This is a genomic window from Myroides sp. ZB35, assembly GCF_001865835.1.
GTDB lineage: Bacteria > Bacteroidota > Bacteroidia > Flavobacteriales > Flavobacteriaceae > Flavobacterium > Flavobacterium odoratimimum.
Genome location: NZ_CP017769.1, coordinates 3152717 through 3170120, shown reverse-complemented (window position 1 = coordinate 3170120; position 17404 = coordinate 3152717). Strand labels below are relative to the sequence as shown.

At 31.9% G+C, this 17404-nt stretch carries 19 protein-coding genes; 13 read left to right on the top strand and 6 right to left on the bottom strand.

Annotated elements, in window-relative coordinates:
• The first annotated feature begins 24 nt into the window (after positions 1–24).
• Complete coding sequence (locus tag BK054_RS14095; protein WP_071307383.1) at positions 25–687, top strand: thiamine diphosphokinase; 663 nt, start codon at positions 25–27, stop codon at positions 685–687.
• Between the two features lie 73 nt (positions 688–760).
• On the opposite strand, the gene BK054_RS14090 is transcribed toward BK054_RS14095, so the two are convergent.
• A complete protein-coding gene (locus BK054_RS14090) occupies positions 761–1264 on the bottom strand; it encodes a hypothetical protein (RefSeq protein WP_006265316.1) in 504 nt (167 codons plus the stop codon).
• Between the two features lie 210 nt (positions 1265–1474).
• Between BK054_RS14090 and BK054_RS14085 the strand changes: the two genes are divergently transcribed.
• The 5 genes from BK054_RS14085 (at position 1475) to BK054_RS14065 (ending at position 7602) form a co-directional block, all read left to right on the top strand.
• Positions 1475–2290, top strand: a complete 816-nt coding sequence (locus BK054_RS14085) for a helix-turn-helix domain-containing protein (RefSeq protein ID WP_071307382.1) — start codon at positions 1475–1477, stop codon at positions 2288–2290.
• Positions 2291–2372: 82 nt separating this feature from the next.
• Positions 2373–3392 carry a threonine aldolase family protein gene (locus BK054_RS14080; RefSeq protein ID WP_071307381.1) on the top strand — a complete coding sequence of 340 codons (1020 nt, stop codon included), beginning with the start codon at positions 2373–2375 and terminating at the stop codon, positions 3390–3392.
• Between the two features lie 315 nt (positions 3393–3707).
• The gene (locus BK054_RS14075) at positions 3708–5042 is read left to right on the top strand and encodes a hypothetical protein (RefSeq protein WP_071307380.1); all 1335 of its coding nucleotides are present in this window, start codon (positions 3708–3710) and stop codon (positions 5040–5042) included.
• Positions 5043–5064: 22 nt separating this feature from the next.
• Complete coding sequence (locus BK054_RS14070; RefSeq protein ID WP_006263601.1) at positions 5065–6147, top strand: imelysin family protein; 1083 nt, start codon at positions 5065–5067, stop codon at positions 6145–6147.
• A gap of 75 nt (positions 6148–6222) precedes the next feature.
• Positions 6223–7602, top strand: a complete 1380-nt coding sequence (locus BK054_RS14065) for a di-heme oxidoredictase family protein (RefSeq protein ID WP_006263600.1) — start codon at positions 6223–6225, stop codon at positions 7600–7602.
• A gap of 49 nt (positions 7603–7651) precedes the next feature.
• Here BK054_RS14065 and BK054_RS14060 read toward each other — a convergent pair whose 3' ends face one another.
• Positions 7652–8944 (bottom strand): hypothetical protein, encoded by a 1293-nt coding sequence (locus tag BK054_RS14060; RefSeq protein ID WP_071307379.1) that lies wholly within the window; start codon positions 8942–8944, stop codon positions 7652–7654.
• 115 nt (positions 8945–9059) lie between these two features.
• Positions 9060–9719, bottom strand: a complete 660-nt coding sequence (locus BK054_RS14055) for a hypothetical protein (RefSeq protein ID WP_071307378.1) — start codon at positions 9717–9719, stop codon at positions 9060–9062.
• A gap of 816 nt (positions 9720–10535) precedes the next feature.
• Between BK054_RS14055 and BK054_RS14050 the strand changes: the two genes are divergently transcribed.
• Positions 10536–11303: a lysophospholipid acyltransferase family protein gene (locus tag BK054_RS14050; RefSeq protein ID WP_071307377.1), complete on the top strand. Its 768-nt coding sequence runs from the start codon at positions 10536–10538 to the stop codon at positions 11301–11303.
• Between the two features lie 65 nt (positions 11304–11368).
• Here the strand turns inward: BK054_RS14050 and BK054_RS14045 are convergent, their stop codons facing one another.
• From BK054_RS14045 to pncA, 3 genes are all read right to left on the bottom strand, one after another.
• Positions 11369–11950 (bottom strand): outer membrane beta-barrel protein, encoded by a 582-nt coding sequence (locus BK054_RS14045; RefSeq protein ID WP_071307376.1) that lies wholly within the window; start codon positions 11948–11950, stop codon positions 11369–11371.
• 89 nt (positions 11951–12039) lie between these two features.
• Positions 12040–12582 carry a hypothetical protein gene (locus BK054_RS14040; RefSeq protein ID WP_071307375.1) on the bottom strand — a complete coding sequence of 181 codons (543 nt, stop codon included), beginning with the start codon at positions 12580–12582 and terminating at the stop codon, positions 12040–12042.
• 3 nt (positions 12583–12585) lie between these two features.
• Positions 12586–13197: a bifunctional nicotinamidase/pyrazinamidase gene (pncA, locus tag BK054_RS14035; RefSeq protein ID WP_071307374.1), complete on the bottom strand. Its 612-nt coding sequence runs from the start codon at positions 13195–13197 to the stop codon at positions 12586–12588.
• Positions 13198–13385: 188 nt separating this feature from the next.
• On the opposite strand from pncA, the gene BK054_RS14030 reads away from it, so the two are divergent.
• From BK054_RS14030 to BK054_RS14005, 6 genes are read left to right on the top strand one after another with little or no spacing between them, the layout of a single operon-like run.
• Positions 13386–14435, top strand: coding sequence for a retropepsin-like aspartic protease (locus tag BK054_RS14030; protein WP_232234282.1), 1050 nt, complete (start codon positions 13386–13388; stop codon positions 14433–14435).
• Between the two features lie 12 nt (positions 14436–14447).
• On the top strand, positions 14448–14801 hold the full coding sequence (locus BK054_RS14025; RefSeq protein WP_006260368.1) for a hypothetical protein: 354 nt from the start codon (positions 14448–14450) through the stop codon (positions 14799–14801).
• Positions 14788–15774: a transposase gene (locus tag BK054_RS14020; protein WP_071307373.1), complete on the top strand. Its 987-nt coding sequence runs from the start codon at positions 14788–14790 to the stop codon at positions 15772–15774. Before BK054_RS14025 ends, BK054_RS14020 begins: the two co-directional genes overlap by 14 nt.
• A gap of 10 nt (positions 15775–15784) precedes the next feature.
• Entirely contained in the window at positions 15785–15964 is a 180-nt protein-coding gene (locus tag BK054_RS14015) for a PDZ domain-containing protein (RefSeq protein WP_071307372.1), read from the top strand.
• A 12-nt stretch (positions 15965–15976) separates the two neighbouring features.
• A complete protein-coding gene (locus BK054_RS14010) occupies positions 15977–16330 on the top strand; it encodes a hypothetical protein (RefSeq protein WP_006260368.1) in 354 nt (117 codons plus the stop codon).
• A complete protein-coding gene (locus BK054_RS14005) occupies positions 16317–17303 on the top strand; it encodes a transposase (RefSeq protein ID WP_071306886.1) in 987 nt (328 codons plus the stop codon). The genes BK054_RS14010 and BK054_RS14005 overlap by 14 nt, the downstream gene beginning before the upstream one ends.
• The last annotated feature ends 101 nt before the right edge of the window (positions 17304–17404 follow it).

Genomic DNA, 17404 nt, shown 5'->3' with positions numbered 1-17404 from the left:
TTTGCCTTATTAAAACTCACTAATATGTCTTCACATCATATCGTCAGAGATGACCAAGAGCCTGCTTTAATCATTGCTAATGGTGCTGCCTGTAGCCAAGAACTTATGGGACAATTACTTGAATGGTCTCCCCTAGTTGTTGTACTAGACTCAGCTATTGAGAGAGTAATTGATTTAGGTGTGAAAGTAGATGTGTTACTTGGTGATTTTGATAGGGACTTCGATGCAGATGCGTATAGAGAAAAACAGTATCCTATAGAGATTGTACATATCGCTGATCAGAACTCAACTGACTTAGAAAAGGCATTTGACTACCTTATAAATCGTGGTATACCAGCTGCGAATGTAATCTGGGCTACTGGTAAACGAGCAGATCATACCATCACAAATATTACGAATATCTGTAAATACAAAGATAGACTGAAGATAACGATGTATGATGACTACTCACGTATATATCCGCTCCCTAATCACTTCAAAAAGTGGTACGAAAAGGATACAATTATCTCTCTTATCCCAGTAGGTGAAGTAAGTAATATTACAACAACTAACCTTCTCTACCCTCTAAATAATGAATCTCTGCTACTAGGCGAACGCACTGGAAGTAGTAACTCTGTAGCTGAAGATGGACTAGTGACAATAGATTATTTAAAAGGAAGTCTATTGATGATGGAATGTCATGATTAAATATAAACTATTTGTAAGATCTCCCATATTAAAATAAAAGTTTAATATGGGGAGTTTTATTAAAATAGTAAATCTACCTTAAAGCCCTTATAAGATTATTTCTTGCTTTATTAGCACTACCCATTGCATTATCATTATTGTACGCAAATACTGTTTCATGGTCAAACTTACCATCATTCCATTTAATGATTAAATATACTAATGAATTTTTCACTTTATTATGAAATGCAATAGTATATCTTTCAAAAATATAAGATTGCCTTATCCATGTTTCTGTATTTTCAAAAGTCGATTGATCTAATATAGATATATTAATTACTCCCTCTTTAGGTATTTTAGCTATATGAATTATATTCCCTCTAGAAATTTTACTTAATACTAAATTATTATTATCAATTAAACCTAAGCAGGAATCGAAACTATTATCTATATCAGGGTGACCATAAATCAATGTACCTAAGTTTGTTAAGTTATTCTTTCTTATTAGTTTCGATCTTCTTATTAAACGTCTTATTTGATATATTATAACATATAATATAAGCAGAATCGCTATAAAGAATTTAAAAAGTTCTTTCATTTTTGATTATTATAAATACATTGTAAGTTACTATTTTTCTATTAAGAAAAACAAAAGTTACAAGTTCTTTTTGTATCCTTATTGATAATAGTATTCTTTAGGATGAAGGTCAAGCTCTTATCTTTAAAATTACTTTTCTTTTATATGTCTATCGTATATTTGGGTTTAAGAAGTATTATTATCTTTGTTTAAGATCTTAAGTAGATAAATATGGACTATTTAAAAGAAGGAGAACACTTTGGAGAAAAGAAACAACAACTCGTTGTGAAAGATGTTATTCTAAGCAAGGCAAATGCCTCTCCTACTGATCATATTCCATGGCATTATCACAAGCATGCTTATTTCTTATACAATATAAATGGCTATTTAAATGAGGTAACTAAAAAAGGTACTTTAGAATTACAGCCTAATACACTCTTATACCACCATAGTCAAGAACCTCATTACAATAAAGATATCCAGAAAGAGTTTGATTTCTTACATGTAGAATTACCTTCAGCTTGGTTTTTAAAATACGATTTGTCTCCTAGTCTTATAGAAGGAGACTTACTCTTAAAAGATCCTAGTCTTCAAACGCTATTTCATAAAATACATGTCGAATCTCAATTAGCTGATCAGGCTACTAATCTTGCTATAGATGGCTTATTACTACAGACTTTTGGTCAGATTACACGTCTTCAAGCTCAGGACCTAGATATTCATAAACCGCTATGGGTTAATAAATTGATAGAACTAGTCAATGAAGAGCGATGGGAAGTATTAAGCTTAAATTACCTTGCTACCGAATTACAATTGCATCCTGTTTATTTATCGAGGAAGTTTCCTGTTTATTTTAAAATGAGTTTTGGAGAATACGTGAGAGAGCAAAAACTAAAGAAAGCAATCGATTTATTGTTATACCACCCTATTAGTCAAGCTGAAGTAGCTTATCAATGTGGCTTCTCTGATGAGAGTCATTTTATACGCATCTTTAAATTAAAATATGGTGTGACTCCTGCTGTGTTTAAAAATCAACACAGAGGTTAAGTGTATTCTATTAGGTTTAGAACATTCTATTTTTTTATTTATTTCTACTGTATTTTTGTGTATCAATTAATACTAAGTGATTATGTACAGTTTTAAAAATGATTATGCAGAAGGCATGCATCCTAATATACTAAATAGAATAATAGAGACTAATCTAATCCAACAAGCAGGATATGGTGATGATGGCTATACTTTAAGAGCAAAAGAATTAATCCAAGCTAAAATACAGAACCCTCAAGCACAGATCTACTTCGTGTCTGGAGGAACTCAAGCTAACTTATTAGTTATTTCTTCTATCCTACGTACACATCAAGCAGTTATAGCGCCACAAACAGGTCATATATTTGCGAATGAGACAGGGGCTATAGAAGCAACAGGACATAAAGTAATCCCAGTAGCCACTGCTAATGGTAAACTAACGGCTCAAGATATAGAACGTACAGCAGGAGAGTATGGATTAAGACCTCATGTGGTAGAACCTAAAATGGTGTATATTTCTAATTCTACAGAGCTGGGAACTATCTATACTAAAGAAGAACTAACTACCATCTCTTCTATTTGTAAGCAGTTAGGATTATACCTTTTTATAGATGGAGCTAGATTAGGACACGCATTGACAGCTGATAATAACGACCTTACCTTAAAAGATATCGCTGATTTAACAGATGTGTTTTATATAGGAGCAACTAAAAATGGCGGGGTATTAGGTGAGGCTATTGTGTTTAAAAATACTGAATTAGCTACTTATTTTGATTATAATTTAAAGCAGAAAGGTGCTTTACTAGCCAAGGGAAGATTATTAGGATTACAATTTGAAACTTTATTTACAGATAATCTATATTTTGACTTAGCCAGTCACGCTAATAGAATGGCTACCAAATTAACAGAAGCATTTAAAGCAAAAGGATATCATTTCTTAGGAGATTCTACTACGAATCAGCTATTCCCTATTCTTCCTTTAGCACTGATAGAAGAGCTGAGTAAAGACTATGATTTCTATATATGGAAAGCAATAGATCAAGAATATGCTGCTATTAGACTAATCACTTCATGGGCTACAGATGAGAATATGGTCAATCAATTTATAGAGAAGATAAAGTAATCCTTCTTAAATACCTTAATTAGGAAAAAGCCTCATAGTGTTTATTCACTATGAGGCTTTTTTTATTCAATTCTCTTCCATAAGTACCTTTCTTTTTTTAGAAGTAAAAAGAATAATTCAAAATAGTGTGGTTAATTATTTAATACAATATTTCTTTAATAATTGATTAATACCATTAATAGGATAAAATAGATAATTATTACTAAAAACTTTTAAAATTACGTTAACAAATATTAATATATAATATTTAATAAATCTAAATAAGTATATATTTGAAGAAAAATAAACACGAATATTCACTTTATAAGATATAAAATGAAGACAAAACTACTTGCTTGCCTGCTATTTACTAGCTCCCTTACCTACGCTCAAGAAAATGATTCTATCCAGAGGCAAATCTTAAAGGATGAATTAAAAAAAGAGATTATTAAAGAATTAAAAGAAGATAAAAAAAGGTTGTTTAGTTGGGATAATTTTACACTTAGTGGCTATGGTGCTATTAACTATTATAACTACGGTAAATATGATACTGATCCTCAAATTAAAAACAAATTTGATGCTGAAAGATTAAATCTGTATTTAGGTTATCATTTTAATGATTGGATTAGCTTAAAGACAGAAATTGAATTTGAACATGGTGGTACAGGTTCTACTATTGAACTAGATACTCAAGAAGAATTTGGAGAATATGAAAAAGAAATTGAGTCAGGTGGAGAAGTTAAGTTAGAACAAATATTTATAGACTTTAAAGTTCGCCCCTATTTTAATGTTCGTGTAGGTCGAATGAAACTTCACTTCAACTTAGCTCAGAATCTAGACAGACCCACTAACTACTTTACAGCTCATCGCCAAGAAATGGAAAACGAAATACTGCCATTAGGTTGGTATGAAAATGGTATTCAGTTCTATGGTACTTTTCTCAAGGATCGCCTTCGTTATGAAGTATCAATTACAAATGGACTAGACGCTACAGGATTTAGTTCTCGTAACTGGGTAAAAAGAGGACATCAAACTCGTTTTGAAATGGCTGTGGGTAATAGTTTAGCTTATACAGCTCGTCTAGACTATAAATTTGGAAAAAACAAAAATACCTTTGCTGGAGTTGCTGCTTATGTCAATGATGCCGCGGCTAATAGACCTAAAAAAGATATGGATGTTTCTGCTTATGTGACCATTTTTGAAGGGCATGTGAGTTATGATGAAAACTACATAAAGTTTAGTTCTGTATTCTTATATGGAAATATTGAAAACTCAAATATTGTAAGTAGAAAAAATGCTAATCTATCTAATAATCTAGGTGTTAAAAGAACCCCTGTCGGGAAGTCAATGATTGGTTTCTCTGGTGATATTGGATATGAAGTTTTACACTTCCTAAACTTCAAAACAAAGCAACAATTATATCCTTTTATGCGCTATGAGTACTACGATACAATGTATAAAACAGAAGGTGCAGTAGTACGTAAACCTAGATGGGAAAGAAGTGTTATAACTGGTGGTATCAACTGGTTTGTACACCCTCAGGTAGTTCTAAAAGCGCATTACTCTTCTAGAAGATTAGGTTCTGATCACTTTGACCCTATTACTTCATTAAACACAGGTGAAAAACAGCGAGAAAACACCTTTACTGCTGGAATAGGATTTACTTTTTAATTTAATTAACTCAAATAACACAATGAAAATGAAACACAAAATTTTAACATTAGGACTTATCACGATGTCATTTATGATGACTAACTGTAGTAACAATGATGATAGTCCCACTATAGATGATAGCAAAGATAAATTACATACAGCTGTCATTACTGACCTTACGGGTAATATAATTATCGAGACATATAAAGAGTTAAATAATAAAGCTATAGCGTTAGATAAAGCAATTAGTACCTTTAACACAACATCAACTCAACAAAACTTAGAACTTGCAAAAAAAGCATGGGTAGACACTCGTATACCATGGGAATTATCTGAAGGTTTTCTTTATGGACCTGTTGAAACTAATGGTATTGATCCTGCTATGGATACTTGGCCTGTAGATGTAGAAGCGATGAATAATATTCTAAAAAGTAATCAAAAAATAACTCCATCTTTGATTAGTTCTAATAATGAAGCAAGAGGTTTTCACCTAATAGAGTTTTTATTATGGGGAGAAGATGGTGCTAAAAAAGCTGAACAAATTACAGCTAGACAAAAAGAATATCTTAAAGCTGCCTCTGAAGATTTACAGAACAATACTAAGTTTCTATATAATGAATGGAAATCAGATGGTGGAAACTATGCCGCTGTCTTTAATACTGCAGGAATGGGATCTAAAAAATACCCGTCAAGAATAGCAGCATTAGAAGAAATAGTAGAAGGACTAATCACTATATCTGATGAAGTAGCAACTGGTAAAATAGAAGACCCCTTAAACCCTGAAGGAAGTTCTCCTTTCCCTGAAAAAGAAGAATCTCGCTTCAGTAATAATTCTAAACAAGATTTTATTGATAATATTAAAGGAATTGAAAATGTTTACTTAGGAAAGTATAATAAACAAGTAAAAGGATTATCAACTCTAGTAGCAGAAAAAAATAAAGCTTTAGATAATGAAGTGAAAGCTGCAATTACAACAGCTATTAAAGATATAGAGGCTATACCTGGTACCTTCACACAAGCTATTTATAAAAATAGACCTCAGGTAATCAAAGCTCAGAACAGTGTTAATGAACTTACTAAGTTATTAAAATCTAAACTTAAACCCTTTATAAATTCATTATAGATTATATCAAAAAAACGTAAGGTAAGAGTCTATTTTATATATAAATAGGCTCTTACCTCATTAAAATATCTAGTTATGAAATATTCTTCTCTCCCACTTTTGCTCATAGTACTATTCACCTCCTGTTCTAGTAATGATTCCTCGGACTATGAAGAACTTCCTCTATTAAATGAGCGAAGATTAGCAGGTGGAGAAACTACCGTTTTTATCAATACAAGTAATGCGTATGGTACTCCTGCTCCTAACTTATCTGCTCCAGACCTAGCACTACATCTTACAGGAGATCAGATTTTCGAATTTGTATATGTCACTCCTCCTAATCCTATCAATGGAGGCTTAGGTCCTATATTTAATAACTCATCGTGTATCTCTTGTCATCCTAAGGATGGAAGAGCTCCCTTTCCATCTGATTTAAATGAACGAAGTGGTTTCTTTTTTCGTATAAGTTTGCCTGGCATAGCAGAGAATGGAGGTCCTGTCCCTGTCCCTGGTTTTGGTTTGCAAGTGCAAAATCAAGCAGTCTTTGGCGTAAAACCAGAAGCTAAGTTTAATGTTACTTATTCTGATATTACTGAAGTATTAGCTGATGGAACCAAAGTAATACTGCGCAAACCACATTATAGCTTAAAAGATTCCTACATTCCTGTACCTAGTAATATATTGATCTCACCTCGTATTGGTTCTCCTGTTTTTGGATTGGGATTATTAGAAGCGATACCTGAGCAAGATATTTTAGCGGATGTAGATATCAATGATAGTAATAAAGATGGGATATTTGGAAAAGCTAATTATGTATTCGATGCAGTAACTAAACAACGAAAACTTGGGCGCTTTGGATGGAAAGCGAATACAGCTTCATTGCTAGAACAATGTACAGCGGCTTTTAATAATGATATGGGAATAACTAATTATATATTCCCACAAGAAACAGGTTTCGGGCAAAGCAATGGTAGTGATGGCCTAAATAGCGGTCTAGAGATATCTAATGATGTGGCTGATGCAGTTACTTTTTATACTCAAACCTTAGCCGTTCCTGCCTCTCGCTTTCACGATAATCCAGAAGTTCGAAAAGGAGCTCAAATTTTCGAAACTATTGACTGTGCAAAATGCCATAAACCAAAACAAAAGACTGGTAATAGCCCTATTAAAGCATTAGCTAATCAAACTTTTTATCCCTACACAGATATGCTTTTACACGATATGGGAGAAGGCCTAGCAGATGGACGTCCAGACTTCTTAGCTAATGGTCAAGAATGGAAAACAAGACCTTTATGGGGAATTGGTTTTCAGTATTTAGTAAATGGCCACACCCAATTTCTACACGATGGCAGAGCTCAAAACCTTACAGAAGCAATACTTTGGCATGGTGGTGAAGCTCAATCTTCTAAAGATAAATTTAAACAGTTAAATAAGAAAGATAGAGAGGACTTACTAGCCTTTTTAAATTCACTCTAGTTATATAATATGGTTTACTAAAAGCTCCTATAAAGGAGCTTTTTATGTATTATTTTTTTACTAATCTATAATTTAAATCATCTTTATTCTGTTCTACCTTATAGTGTTCAGTTAATTCCAATATCCATCCATCTCCGAATACTTTATTCTCTTCTACCTTAGTAGGGTTAGTTATAGATAGTCGATCCCAATTAGGACTCATCAGAGCTCCTTTTTCTACAGTAAGAATACCCCATTTATCACTTATTCTCATAGTTGGATACACTGTTCCCTTATCTTCTAACGCTACAAGACTAGAGGGATTAAAAGAAATATTCATCTTTTCAAATTTGATTTCAAAATGTGGGTTTTCGACGAATTGAGCTTTATATGTTGCTATTATCTTTTTAATCTTAACATCTCTTTCTACTTCTTGTTCTATAATAAAAGCTCCATTATATTTACTTTTTAATTGATTAACAGTGCTTTCTAGATTGTTGGGAATTTGGATATTCCAAACCTTAATAAAGTAGTCAGTAAGATTAGTAGTTGTATTAATCTTCTTATTCCACTCTTTATCCTGTTGTGAAAGCAGATAGCCATAGACAGGAATAGTGTGATAGGCGAATGACCTTATATAAGTCGCATTCTTAAAGAAATCATCTATCTCTTTTGAAACATGGTCAGCTGTTTCTTTTTTTGTACGATTACTTACCATTAACCCTGTAAACTCCGCAATTCCCTCGTTTAATTCTAGATTATTTTCTGTTGTAGACGATTCATTGTAAAGACTCTGCCTATATTTTCTAAAAGATAGAGCTGCTGTAAGGTGCTTGTTTCTTTCTTTTAGAGAATGAGCTTGAATAGCTTGTTTTAAAGCCTCTAATTCTAAGCGGAGATATACTCTCCCCTCTTTTTGATCTAAATGGTTGTTATCTGTGTTATTTAATTTAAAACCTAATGTTGGTTGAACACGATGAAAAGACTCATGGCTCAATAGGTTAATTCTATTTTGCACATTATCAGATAGGGGTAACATAATCATAGCCCATCGCTTGCCTTCCCATTCAATAGCTGTATTAGCTATATTAATATTTTTAGGTAAGGTACCAATATATACTCCTCCTTCAGGTTTTAATTTATTTTCTTTATCCTCCTCATTAGCATAAATAGTTCTTGTCTCAGAATCTATTAATAGTATGGGTCCATATAAATCAATATTCCATAGAGATTTGTGCTGTTCTGCTGCATGCTTAAATTCATCAAAACAAACATTCGCTTGCTCTAACATACGCTGTTCATTCTGACTGAAGATACTTTGGCTAAGTAAAAAAAGAGAGAACGCAATTAGTTTTCGTTTCATATTTCTAGTTAAAGGTGTTTAGAAACGAATATATCAAATTATCTGATTTGCTAAGAAATATTTATATAAAATACAAAAGGATATTATCTAATATCCTTTTGTATAACTAAACTATTTATTTTTTATAATGCCCATTATCAACTGTGATAGTCACTACTTTTGGAGCAGCGATATTTCCTTCACCGTGCTCACCTCCAATAAATGAAACAGGAATAGCTTTTTTAATTGTATAATGTAACACTCCTTTTTCATCTTGGGTTACTTCTACAGCGTCTACAAGATAATCATCACCGATGTACTCATATTTAGCATCTTGGTAGTTTTTCTTATTAGCTCCTATTCTAATTGCTACGGTAGCTAATCTATCATGACCAATAGGAAATTTACCATTGGCTAAAACAAAAGTTCTAGGCCTTACTACTGTATATAGTCCTGGCTCAGGTTTATTAATATTAATCGTCAAAAGACCTCCTGGAAAATCGCCATACTTAGCATCATCTTTTGATGGAAAAAAGTCAGTATCAGTCATTGTTATAAAAGTATCATTATAACTCTTGCCTTTTCTATGACGAGGTAAGTAATTCCAATATTTATAAGTTACGTTCTTATTATCTATTCTCATATTTACAGAGAAAGAACCATAAGAGTTTTTAGAACTAGGGACTTCTTCTATAGGATCTGTTTCTCCAGGATCTGCTTCTACACTTCCATTATCACTACTACAAGAAGAAATAGATAATGCTATCATCATGATGATTACACTAATTTTTTTCATTTTTAATCTGATTTTTAATTAATATTCTAATAATGTGTAGTAAGGATTTTTAATAAAGGATACCGAAATTAACATTATATTTTGGTTAAAAAAAATGTAGTATTGTATTTAGAGTTAGTATAAAAATATCATTAGTGTCCGATAATACTTTTTTATTTCATACTAAACCTAAAAGGCTGTCAAAACAGAGAGACTTGTTTTATTTTTTAATATTTGTACAAAAGAAACTGATTAGCACTACTAAAACTAAACATTAAACAGGGGTTTCTTCGGGCGTTGATTAGAGAGTCTTTTGGAGTTCTTCGGAAAACTGGCCTTCCTTCCGAAGAAACACTGAATTATTCCGAAGAGGTTCCGAAGAAACGCATAGTATCAATATCTTTTGTTATTGAAAATCAGCCAATTAAAAATTAAATATAGGAAAAAAGTGGAACTTTTTGGAATAAAATGGAACTTTTTGGAAAGAAGTGGAAGCTATTCTAAAAACTTGTTCTTTTCGATCGTAGTTTTGCCATGTAATCAGTAAAAGAAATATGTTCTAATTGGAATCCTTTGATTTTTCCTGATAAACCAAGTGTTTCAATAGATACTTTACGAAGTGAATTAAATTAGGCAACAACAATAAAATAGTATACTTATATGATGGTCTTTGGATTTGAATTTCTTTATATAGCAATCAGAATTAACCTTTACTACTTTTATACTTAAAGAAGTACGATGGAATAATAACCATTAATCACGCCAGTATCACCAGTGGTCAAAGACTTTTAATATCCTAAAGGGAGACAACTATATTTGCTCTTCAAAAAAAAAGTTATGCAGTATATTTATAATTCTATTGGTTTTTTCTTAAGCAAGGTGTTTCATTACAGAGTCAGCGTATCCCTTCAAAATATAACAAGGGCTTTCCCAAATGCTTCTTATCAAGAAGTTGCTTTTTATCATAAGCACTTTTATAGAAACCTCAGTCGTATACTAGTTGAAACACTATTTTCTAAGAGACAATTACTATATCTAACACAAGGAACAAAAGACAATTTAGAAGAGATTAAAAAAGAAAATAGAAATATAATATTAATACTTGGTCATTATGGAAATTGGGAATTAATAAAGCAACTCCCACTCTCTACTAACATACAAGTACAAGCGCTATATAAGCCTTTAAAGAACAAATTTTGGAATAATAGAATCAAAAATCGTAGACAAAAATATGGTATCCGTCTTATTCCTTCACAACATGCTCTACGCATATTACTTAAAGAGAAAGATACTAGTACTATGACTGTATTTATTGCGGATCAGTTTCCTGGTAAAAACAAGGGAATAAAACTCTCATTCCTAAACCAACAGACTAATATCTATACAGGTGCAGAACAAATAGCTAGAAAGCTCAATGCCTATGTATTATATGGAGAAATAACACCTTTTGGCAATAAGAAATGGCAATTATCTATAAGTACTATTTGCAAAGAAGCTACACAGACAGAACAAGGTTTTATTTCAACTCATTTTACTAAAGAATTAGAGAGAAGTATTCAGAAAAACCCTACTTTATGGCTGTGGTCTCATAAACGATGGAAATAGTATATACAAAAAAGCCAGAGCAATATGCTCTGGCTTTTTTTATTCATTTTAATCACCTTAAATGATTAGTTTTTTCCTAAGAAAATTTGGAATCCTAATCCAATACCTAATCCAGAGAATTTCTCTCCACCAGTAAAGTTAGCTTTACTATAGCTATATCCTGCAGTTAATTCTAGAGCAACATTACGAGATACGAAGTGAGAGTAACCTCCTTTAATATCAAATGCAAATGAGTTCTTAGTATCTCCATCTTGAGATGCACCTTTAATTCCGATACCACCTTGTCCAAAGAATCTACCTGTAGCACTAGCTCCTTCTGGGAAGTAGTAACGTCCATAAGGCATAACTACATAACTCCAAATGTTTTTACCATCTTTTACAGTCTGAAGACCACCACCAATTTCAGCTCCTACTGCGAAACCATCAGAGATAAAGTATGCAGCTGTTGGTTTTACTTCAAAACTAAAACTTTCTGCCTCAAAGTTATATCCAATATTACCTATAGTAGCTCCTACCATCCAGTTTCCTTTTTTAATAGGTGTAGTACCTACTTTTTCAGATAATTTTGGAGTTTCTACGTTGATTTGTGCATTAGCAGTTGTAATTCCAGCTACTAATAACGCTGCCAATAAAGTAATCTTTTTCATAATTTTTACTGTTTAATTTATAATCCTTTTACTAGACTAAATAATATTTGTTTTAATAAAAGCTAAATTAATCAAAATAAACATATTTATTATTTTTTTTTCAATATTTCTTGCTTTAATTTAAGAAATTCAGTGTTTGAATTTACTAAACCATTTACCAAGAACTTTCTAGCTTCTTCAATATTAATAAAGTCTAGATACTTATACCATCCATCTGTTTCTAAAATCTCCTTGACCTTCGTAATCCTCTTTGCAGTCTCAGAAGCACTTCTCAACACATGGTTTGTATCATTAAGACAACCTTTATGTTTAAAAGTCACATATTTTTTTTCTTCATCTATGATTATCGCGTATAAAGGTTCTTGTTCATTGTTAGGAAAGAAGCTATCCCAGGTAGCATAGGCTAATGTATATACACTATTCTTATACTCATCAGATGTGATCTTCCATCTACAGTTAGCTGCTCTACCCCAGTGGTTTGCATACCTCGCCACCCCTTTCTCATCATAATAATACATACTCCCCGTCTTGCTTTTGTAATCAGGTTTTCTCCCTTCGATAAATGACATAGGTATTTCTTGCCATTCGCAATAGGTGTGTTTAAAAAAGTTGAATCTACTGTATTTTTTCATTGTTTAATCTAACTCTTCTTGATTTTTTAGGATAGTAATTCCTAGAGATTCCATTTCTTTTATTGCTTGAGATAAACCACCTTCAGTGATAGGTTTAGTAGCAAAATTAAGAAAGAATGTTTTGATACCAGCTTCATGTGCATCTTTTGCACTAAAATAAACACAGAATTCTGCTGCTAAGCCACATACATATAGTTCTTTTACTTCTTTATCTTTTAAAAAACCTAATAGTCCCGTGCTATGCTGGTGATCATTGTCGTAAAAACCACTATAGGAGTCAACTTCTACATTCATTCCTTTTCTAAAAATAGCGGCTACTTTAGTAGTATCCCATTCAGCAGTAAACTCAGCTCCTTTAGTTCCTTGTACACAGTGATCTGGCCAAAGTACCTGTGGTATTCCATTAAGATTAATTACATCAAATAATTTATTATCTGGATGTTGGCTGGCAAAACTCTTATGGTTATTAGGATGCCAATCTTGAGTTGCTATGATTAAATCAAATTGCTTTTGGATTGTATTAATAACAGGGATAATCTTATCACCATCTTTTACAGCTAAGCTACCCCCTGGCAAAAAATCATATTGTAAGTCTACTACTAATAATGCTTTCATATCGAGATTTATAAATATATGTGTTCTAGAACAAAAATACTAAAAGAGTAGCATTAGAGATAGTGATTATGCATATTACTTAGTCTTCCTTTCTATTAGTAAAAAGTATACTAAACAGATATATTTGTTTTATTTAATAACTTTATATTTGTAATCAATTAAAATTAACTCTCAACACATAATAAAATATGTTTTTTAACAACAAAACAAACATAATAACTGTATTAGTCTTATTGTTCTCTTTTAACTTATTTGCACAAAAAGGAATTTTTAAAAAAGGAATTATAACCCCTAGTATTTATAATGAAATTTTAAATTATACACTAAAAGAGGACCATATCTATGTGGATGTAATTATTGAAGGCAAAACCTATAAGTTCATTGTAGATACTGGTGCCCCGACATCAATTACTTTTAATGTAAAAGGAGATTTTAAGTTTATATATGAAGATGAATTACATGATGCTTCTAACAATGTATCTAAAGTTAAGTATGTAAGTATTCCAAGCATTAAAATCGGAAAATTAGAATATAAAAACTTTACTGCAGTTCAAAGTGATATGGATGCATTTAAATCATTAGGTGTAGATGGTCTGATAGGTGGCAATATGATAAGTAAAAGTTGTTGGGACTTTGATCTTGAAAACAATAGAATAACACTCTCTAATACTTTAAATAAAAAAGATATAAATTTATTTAATAAAATTAAAGTAAAAAAAGAAGACTCAGGTACACCTACCCTAAAAATGACTTATTTTAATGGTCTAAAAGAAAAGAATATTTTCTTTGATACAGGTTATAATGATTTCTTTTACCTAAGCGAAGATGTATTTAACACCCTGAATGATAAAAAAGTATTTTCTAAAGCACTTACTGGTGAGGGGGTGATTAGTTATAGTGCTTTTGGTCCAAGTATAGGTAAAACATACATTGCTCCTTTAGAGATGAAAGTTGGTAATTATGAAATTCCTGTATTTCTAACTGCTGTAGATGTAGATGATACTAGTAACTTAGGGGCTAAATGGCTTCAGTATTATCGCACCATCTTATATAAGAATCACTTTTACTTTAAACCTTACAATAAAAGCTTTTCTCTAACTTATGAGCATATAGGGATTAAAACTAAACTAAAGAATAATGAACTAGTTATTTCTTTTGTTTGGGACAGTCCAGCTATTAGAAAGAATAACCTAAAAATAGGATCAACGTTAAAAGTTGGGGAGGAAAGTGTAAAATAATATCTTTGTGCTATGATGGATAGCCAAGAAATACTAAAACTAATCTTACCTACTTACTTAGTAGAACACTTCAATATTACTAAAGTAGAAGAATTAGAGACCAAACTACATATCTACTTTGAAGAGAAGAATGATTACGGAAATCAATGTGCTGAAAGACAGCTTATTTCTAAAGGTTTCCATAGTATGATTACTATTGAAGACTTCCCGTTACGAGGTAAATCAGTTAAACTACACGTACAACGTCGTCGTTGGACAGATAAACAAACAGGAGAAATTATATCACGTGATTGGAATATCATCGCAGAAGGAACACGAATGACTACAGAGTTTTCGGAGTTCTTAAAAAAAATTGGCCGATACTAAAGTACTTAGCTGTAAGGCTATTGGTGAATTATTTGGAGTTAAAGGTGAAAAGTTTCAACGCCAATACAAACATAAAACTAGTGGTTTCAAACAATGGGATCAACAAGAACATGCACAAGACTGGCTACTCTACCCAGAAAATATAACTGAACAACTCTCCATAGATGAAGTATGTTTATCTATGGGAGAATTGTACACTATACTGACTTCTAAAGCAGGTAAAGGTCAGAAAAAGACCATTGTAGCGATAGTTAAAGGAACAAAATCAGATACTGTAATAAAGCATCTATCTAAACTACCTAAAAAACTTAGAGATAAAGTTACCGAGATTACTTTAGATATGGCAGGGGCTATGAAACAGATAGCTAAGAAGTGCTTCCCTAAAGCTGTGCAAGTAATTGATCGTTTTCATGTACAAAAGCTTGTAAGTGAAGCTGTACAAGATATTAGAATAAAATATAGATGGGCTGAGCTTGACGCTGAGAACACTGCTGTTTTAAAGGCTAAGGAAGAAGGCATTATATATAATCCTGAAATACTTAGTAATGGAGATACTAAGAAGCAACTTTTAGTTCGCTCACGTTCTCTACTTTATAAAAACCAAATTAATTGGACATCTGACCAACAAGAAAGAGCTAAGGTACTATTTGAATTATACCCAGAGATCAAACAAGCCTATCTACTTGCTAATAACCTTAGACAGATATATAATCTACAAATAGATAAAGAAATAGCTATGACTAAGCTTGCTCATTGGTTTAATGATATTGAAAAAACTTCACTCAAACACTTTAGTACTGTTTTAAAGACGTTTAATGTACACTATAACGAAATCATCAATTACTTTATTAATAGAAGTACAAATGCTTCTGCGGAATCATTTAATGCCAAAATTAAATACTTCCGTATGATGTATAGAGGTGTTAGAGATAAGAAGTTTTTCCTTTTTAGATTAACTAGACTTTTTGCCTAGTCCCCAACTTTTGTCACTGATCCTAAAAATAGACGATAAAATATTATCAGTAAATGATAGAGAGATAAGCGCTATGTCTAAAGAGGAACTTAAAGAAGTACAACGCAATGCATTTAAGGCAGATAAAGTAAAAATAGAAGTGAATACAAAAGGATCAACGTTAAAAGTTGGGGAGGAAAGTGTAAAATAATATCTTTGTGCTATGATGGATAGCCAAGAAATACTAAAACTAATCTTACCTACTTACTTAGTAGAACACTTCAATATTACTAAAGTAGAAGAATTAGAGACCAAACTACATATCTACTTTGAAGAGAAGAATGATTACGGAAATCAATGTGCTGAAAGACAGCTTATTTCTAAAGGTTTCCATAGTATGATTACTATTGAAGACTTCCCGTTACGAGGTAAATCAGTTAAACTACACGTACAACGTCGTCGTTGGACAGATAAACAAACAGGAGAAATTATATCACGTGATTGGAATATCATCGCAGAAGGAACACGAATGACTACAGAGTTTTCGGAGTTCTTAAAAAAAATTGGCCGATACTAAAGTACTTAGCTGTAAGGCTATTGGTGAATTATTTGGAGTTAAAGGTGAAAAGTTTCAACGCCAATACAAACATAAAACTAGTGGTTTCAAACAATGGAATCAACAAGAACATGCACAAGACTGGCTACTCTATCCAGAAAATATAACTGAACAACTGTCCATAGACGAAGTATGTTTATCTATGGGAGAATTGTACACTATACTGACTTCTAAAGCAGGTAAAGGTCAGAAAAAGACCATTGTAGCGATAGTTAAAGGAACAAAATCAGATACTGTAATAAAGCATCTATCTAAACTACCTAAAAAATTTAGAAATAAAGTTACCGAGATTACTTTAGATATGGCAGGGGCTATGAAACAGATAGCTAAGAAGTGCTTCCCTAAAGCTGTGCAAGTAATTGATCGTTTTCATGTACAAAAGCTTGTAAGTGAAGCTGTACAAGATATTAGAATAAAATATAGATGGGCTGAGCTTGACGCTGAGAACACTGCTGTTTTAAAGGCTAAGGAAGAAGGCATTATATATAATCCTGAAATACTTAGTAATGGAGATACTAAGAAGCAACTTTTAGTTCGCTCACGTTCTCTACTTTATAAAAACCAAATTAATTGGACATCTGACCAACAAGAAAGAGCTAAGATACTATTTGAATTATACCCAGAGATTAAACAAGCCTATCTACTAGCTAATAACCTTAGACAGATATATAATCTACAAATAGATAAAGAAATAGCTATGACTAAGCTAGCTCATTGGTTTAATGATATTGAAAAAGCTTCACTCAAACACTTTAGTACTGTTTTAAAGACTTTTAATGTACACTATAACGAAATCATCAATTACTTTATTAATAGAAGTACAAATGCTTCTGCGGAATCATTTAATGCCAAAATTAAATACTTCCGTATGATGTATAGAGGTGTTAGAGATAAGAAGTTTTTTCTTTTTAGATTAACTAAACTTTTTGCGTAGTCCCCAACTTTTGTCACTGATCCATACAAAAGGTAATTTTATTGAATTAAATAAAGAAACAATCTTGAGTATTTAAAAACTAAAAAAGGCATTCAATAAAT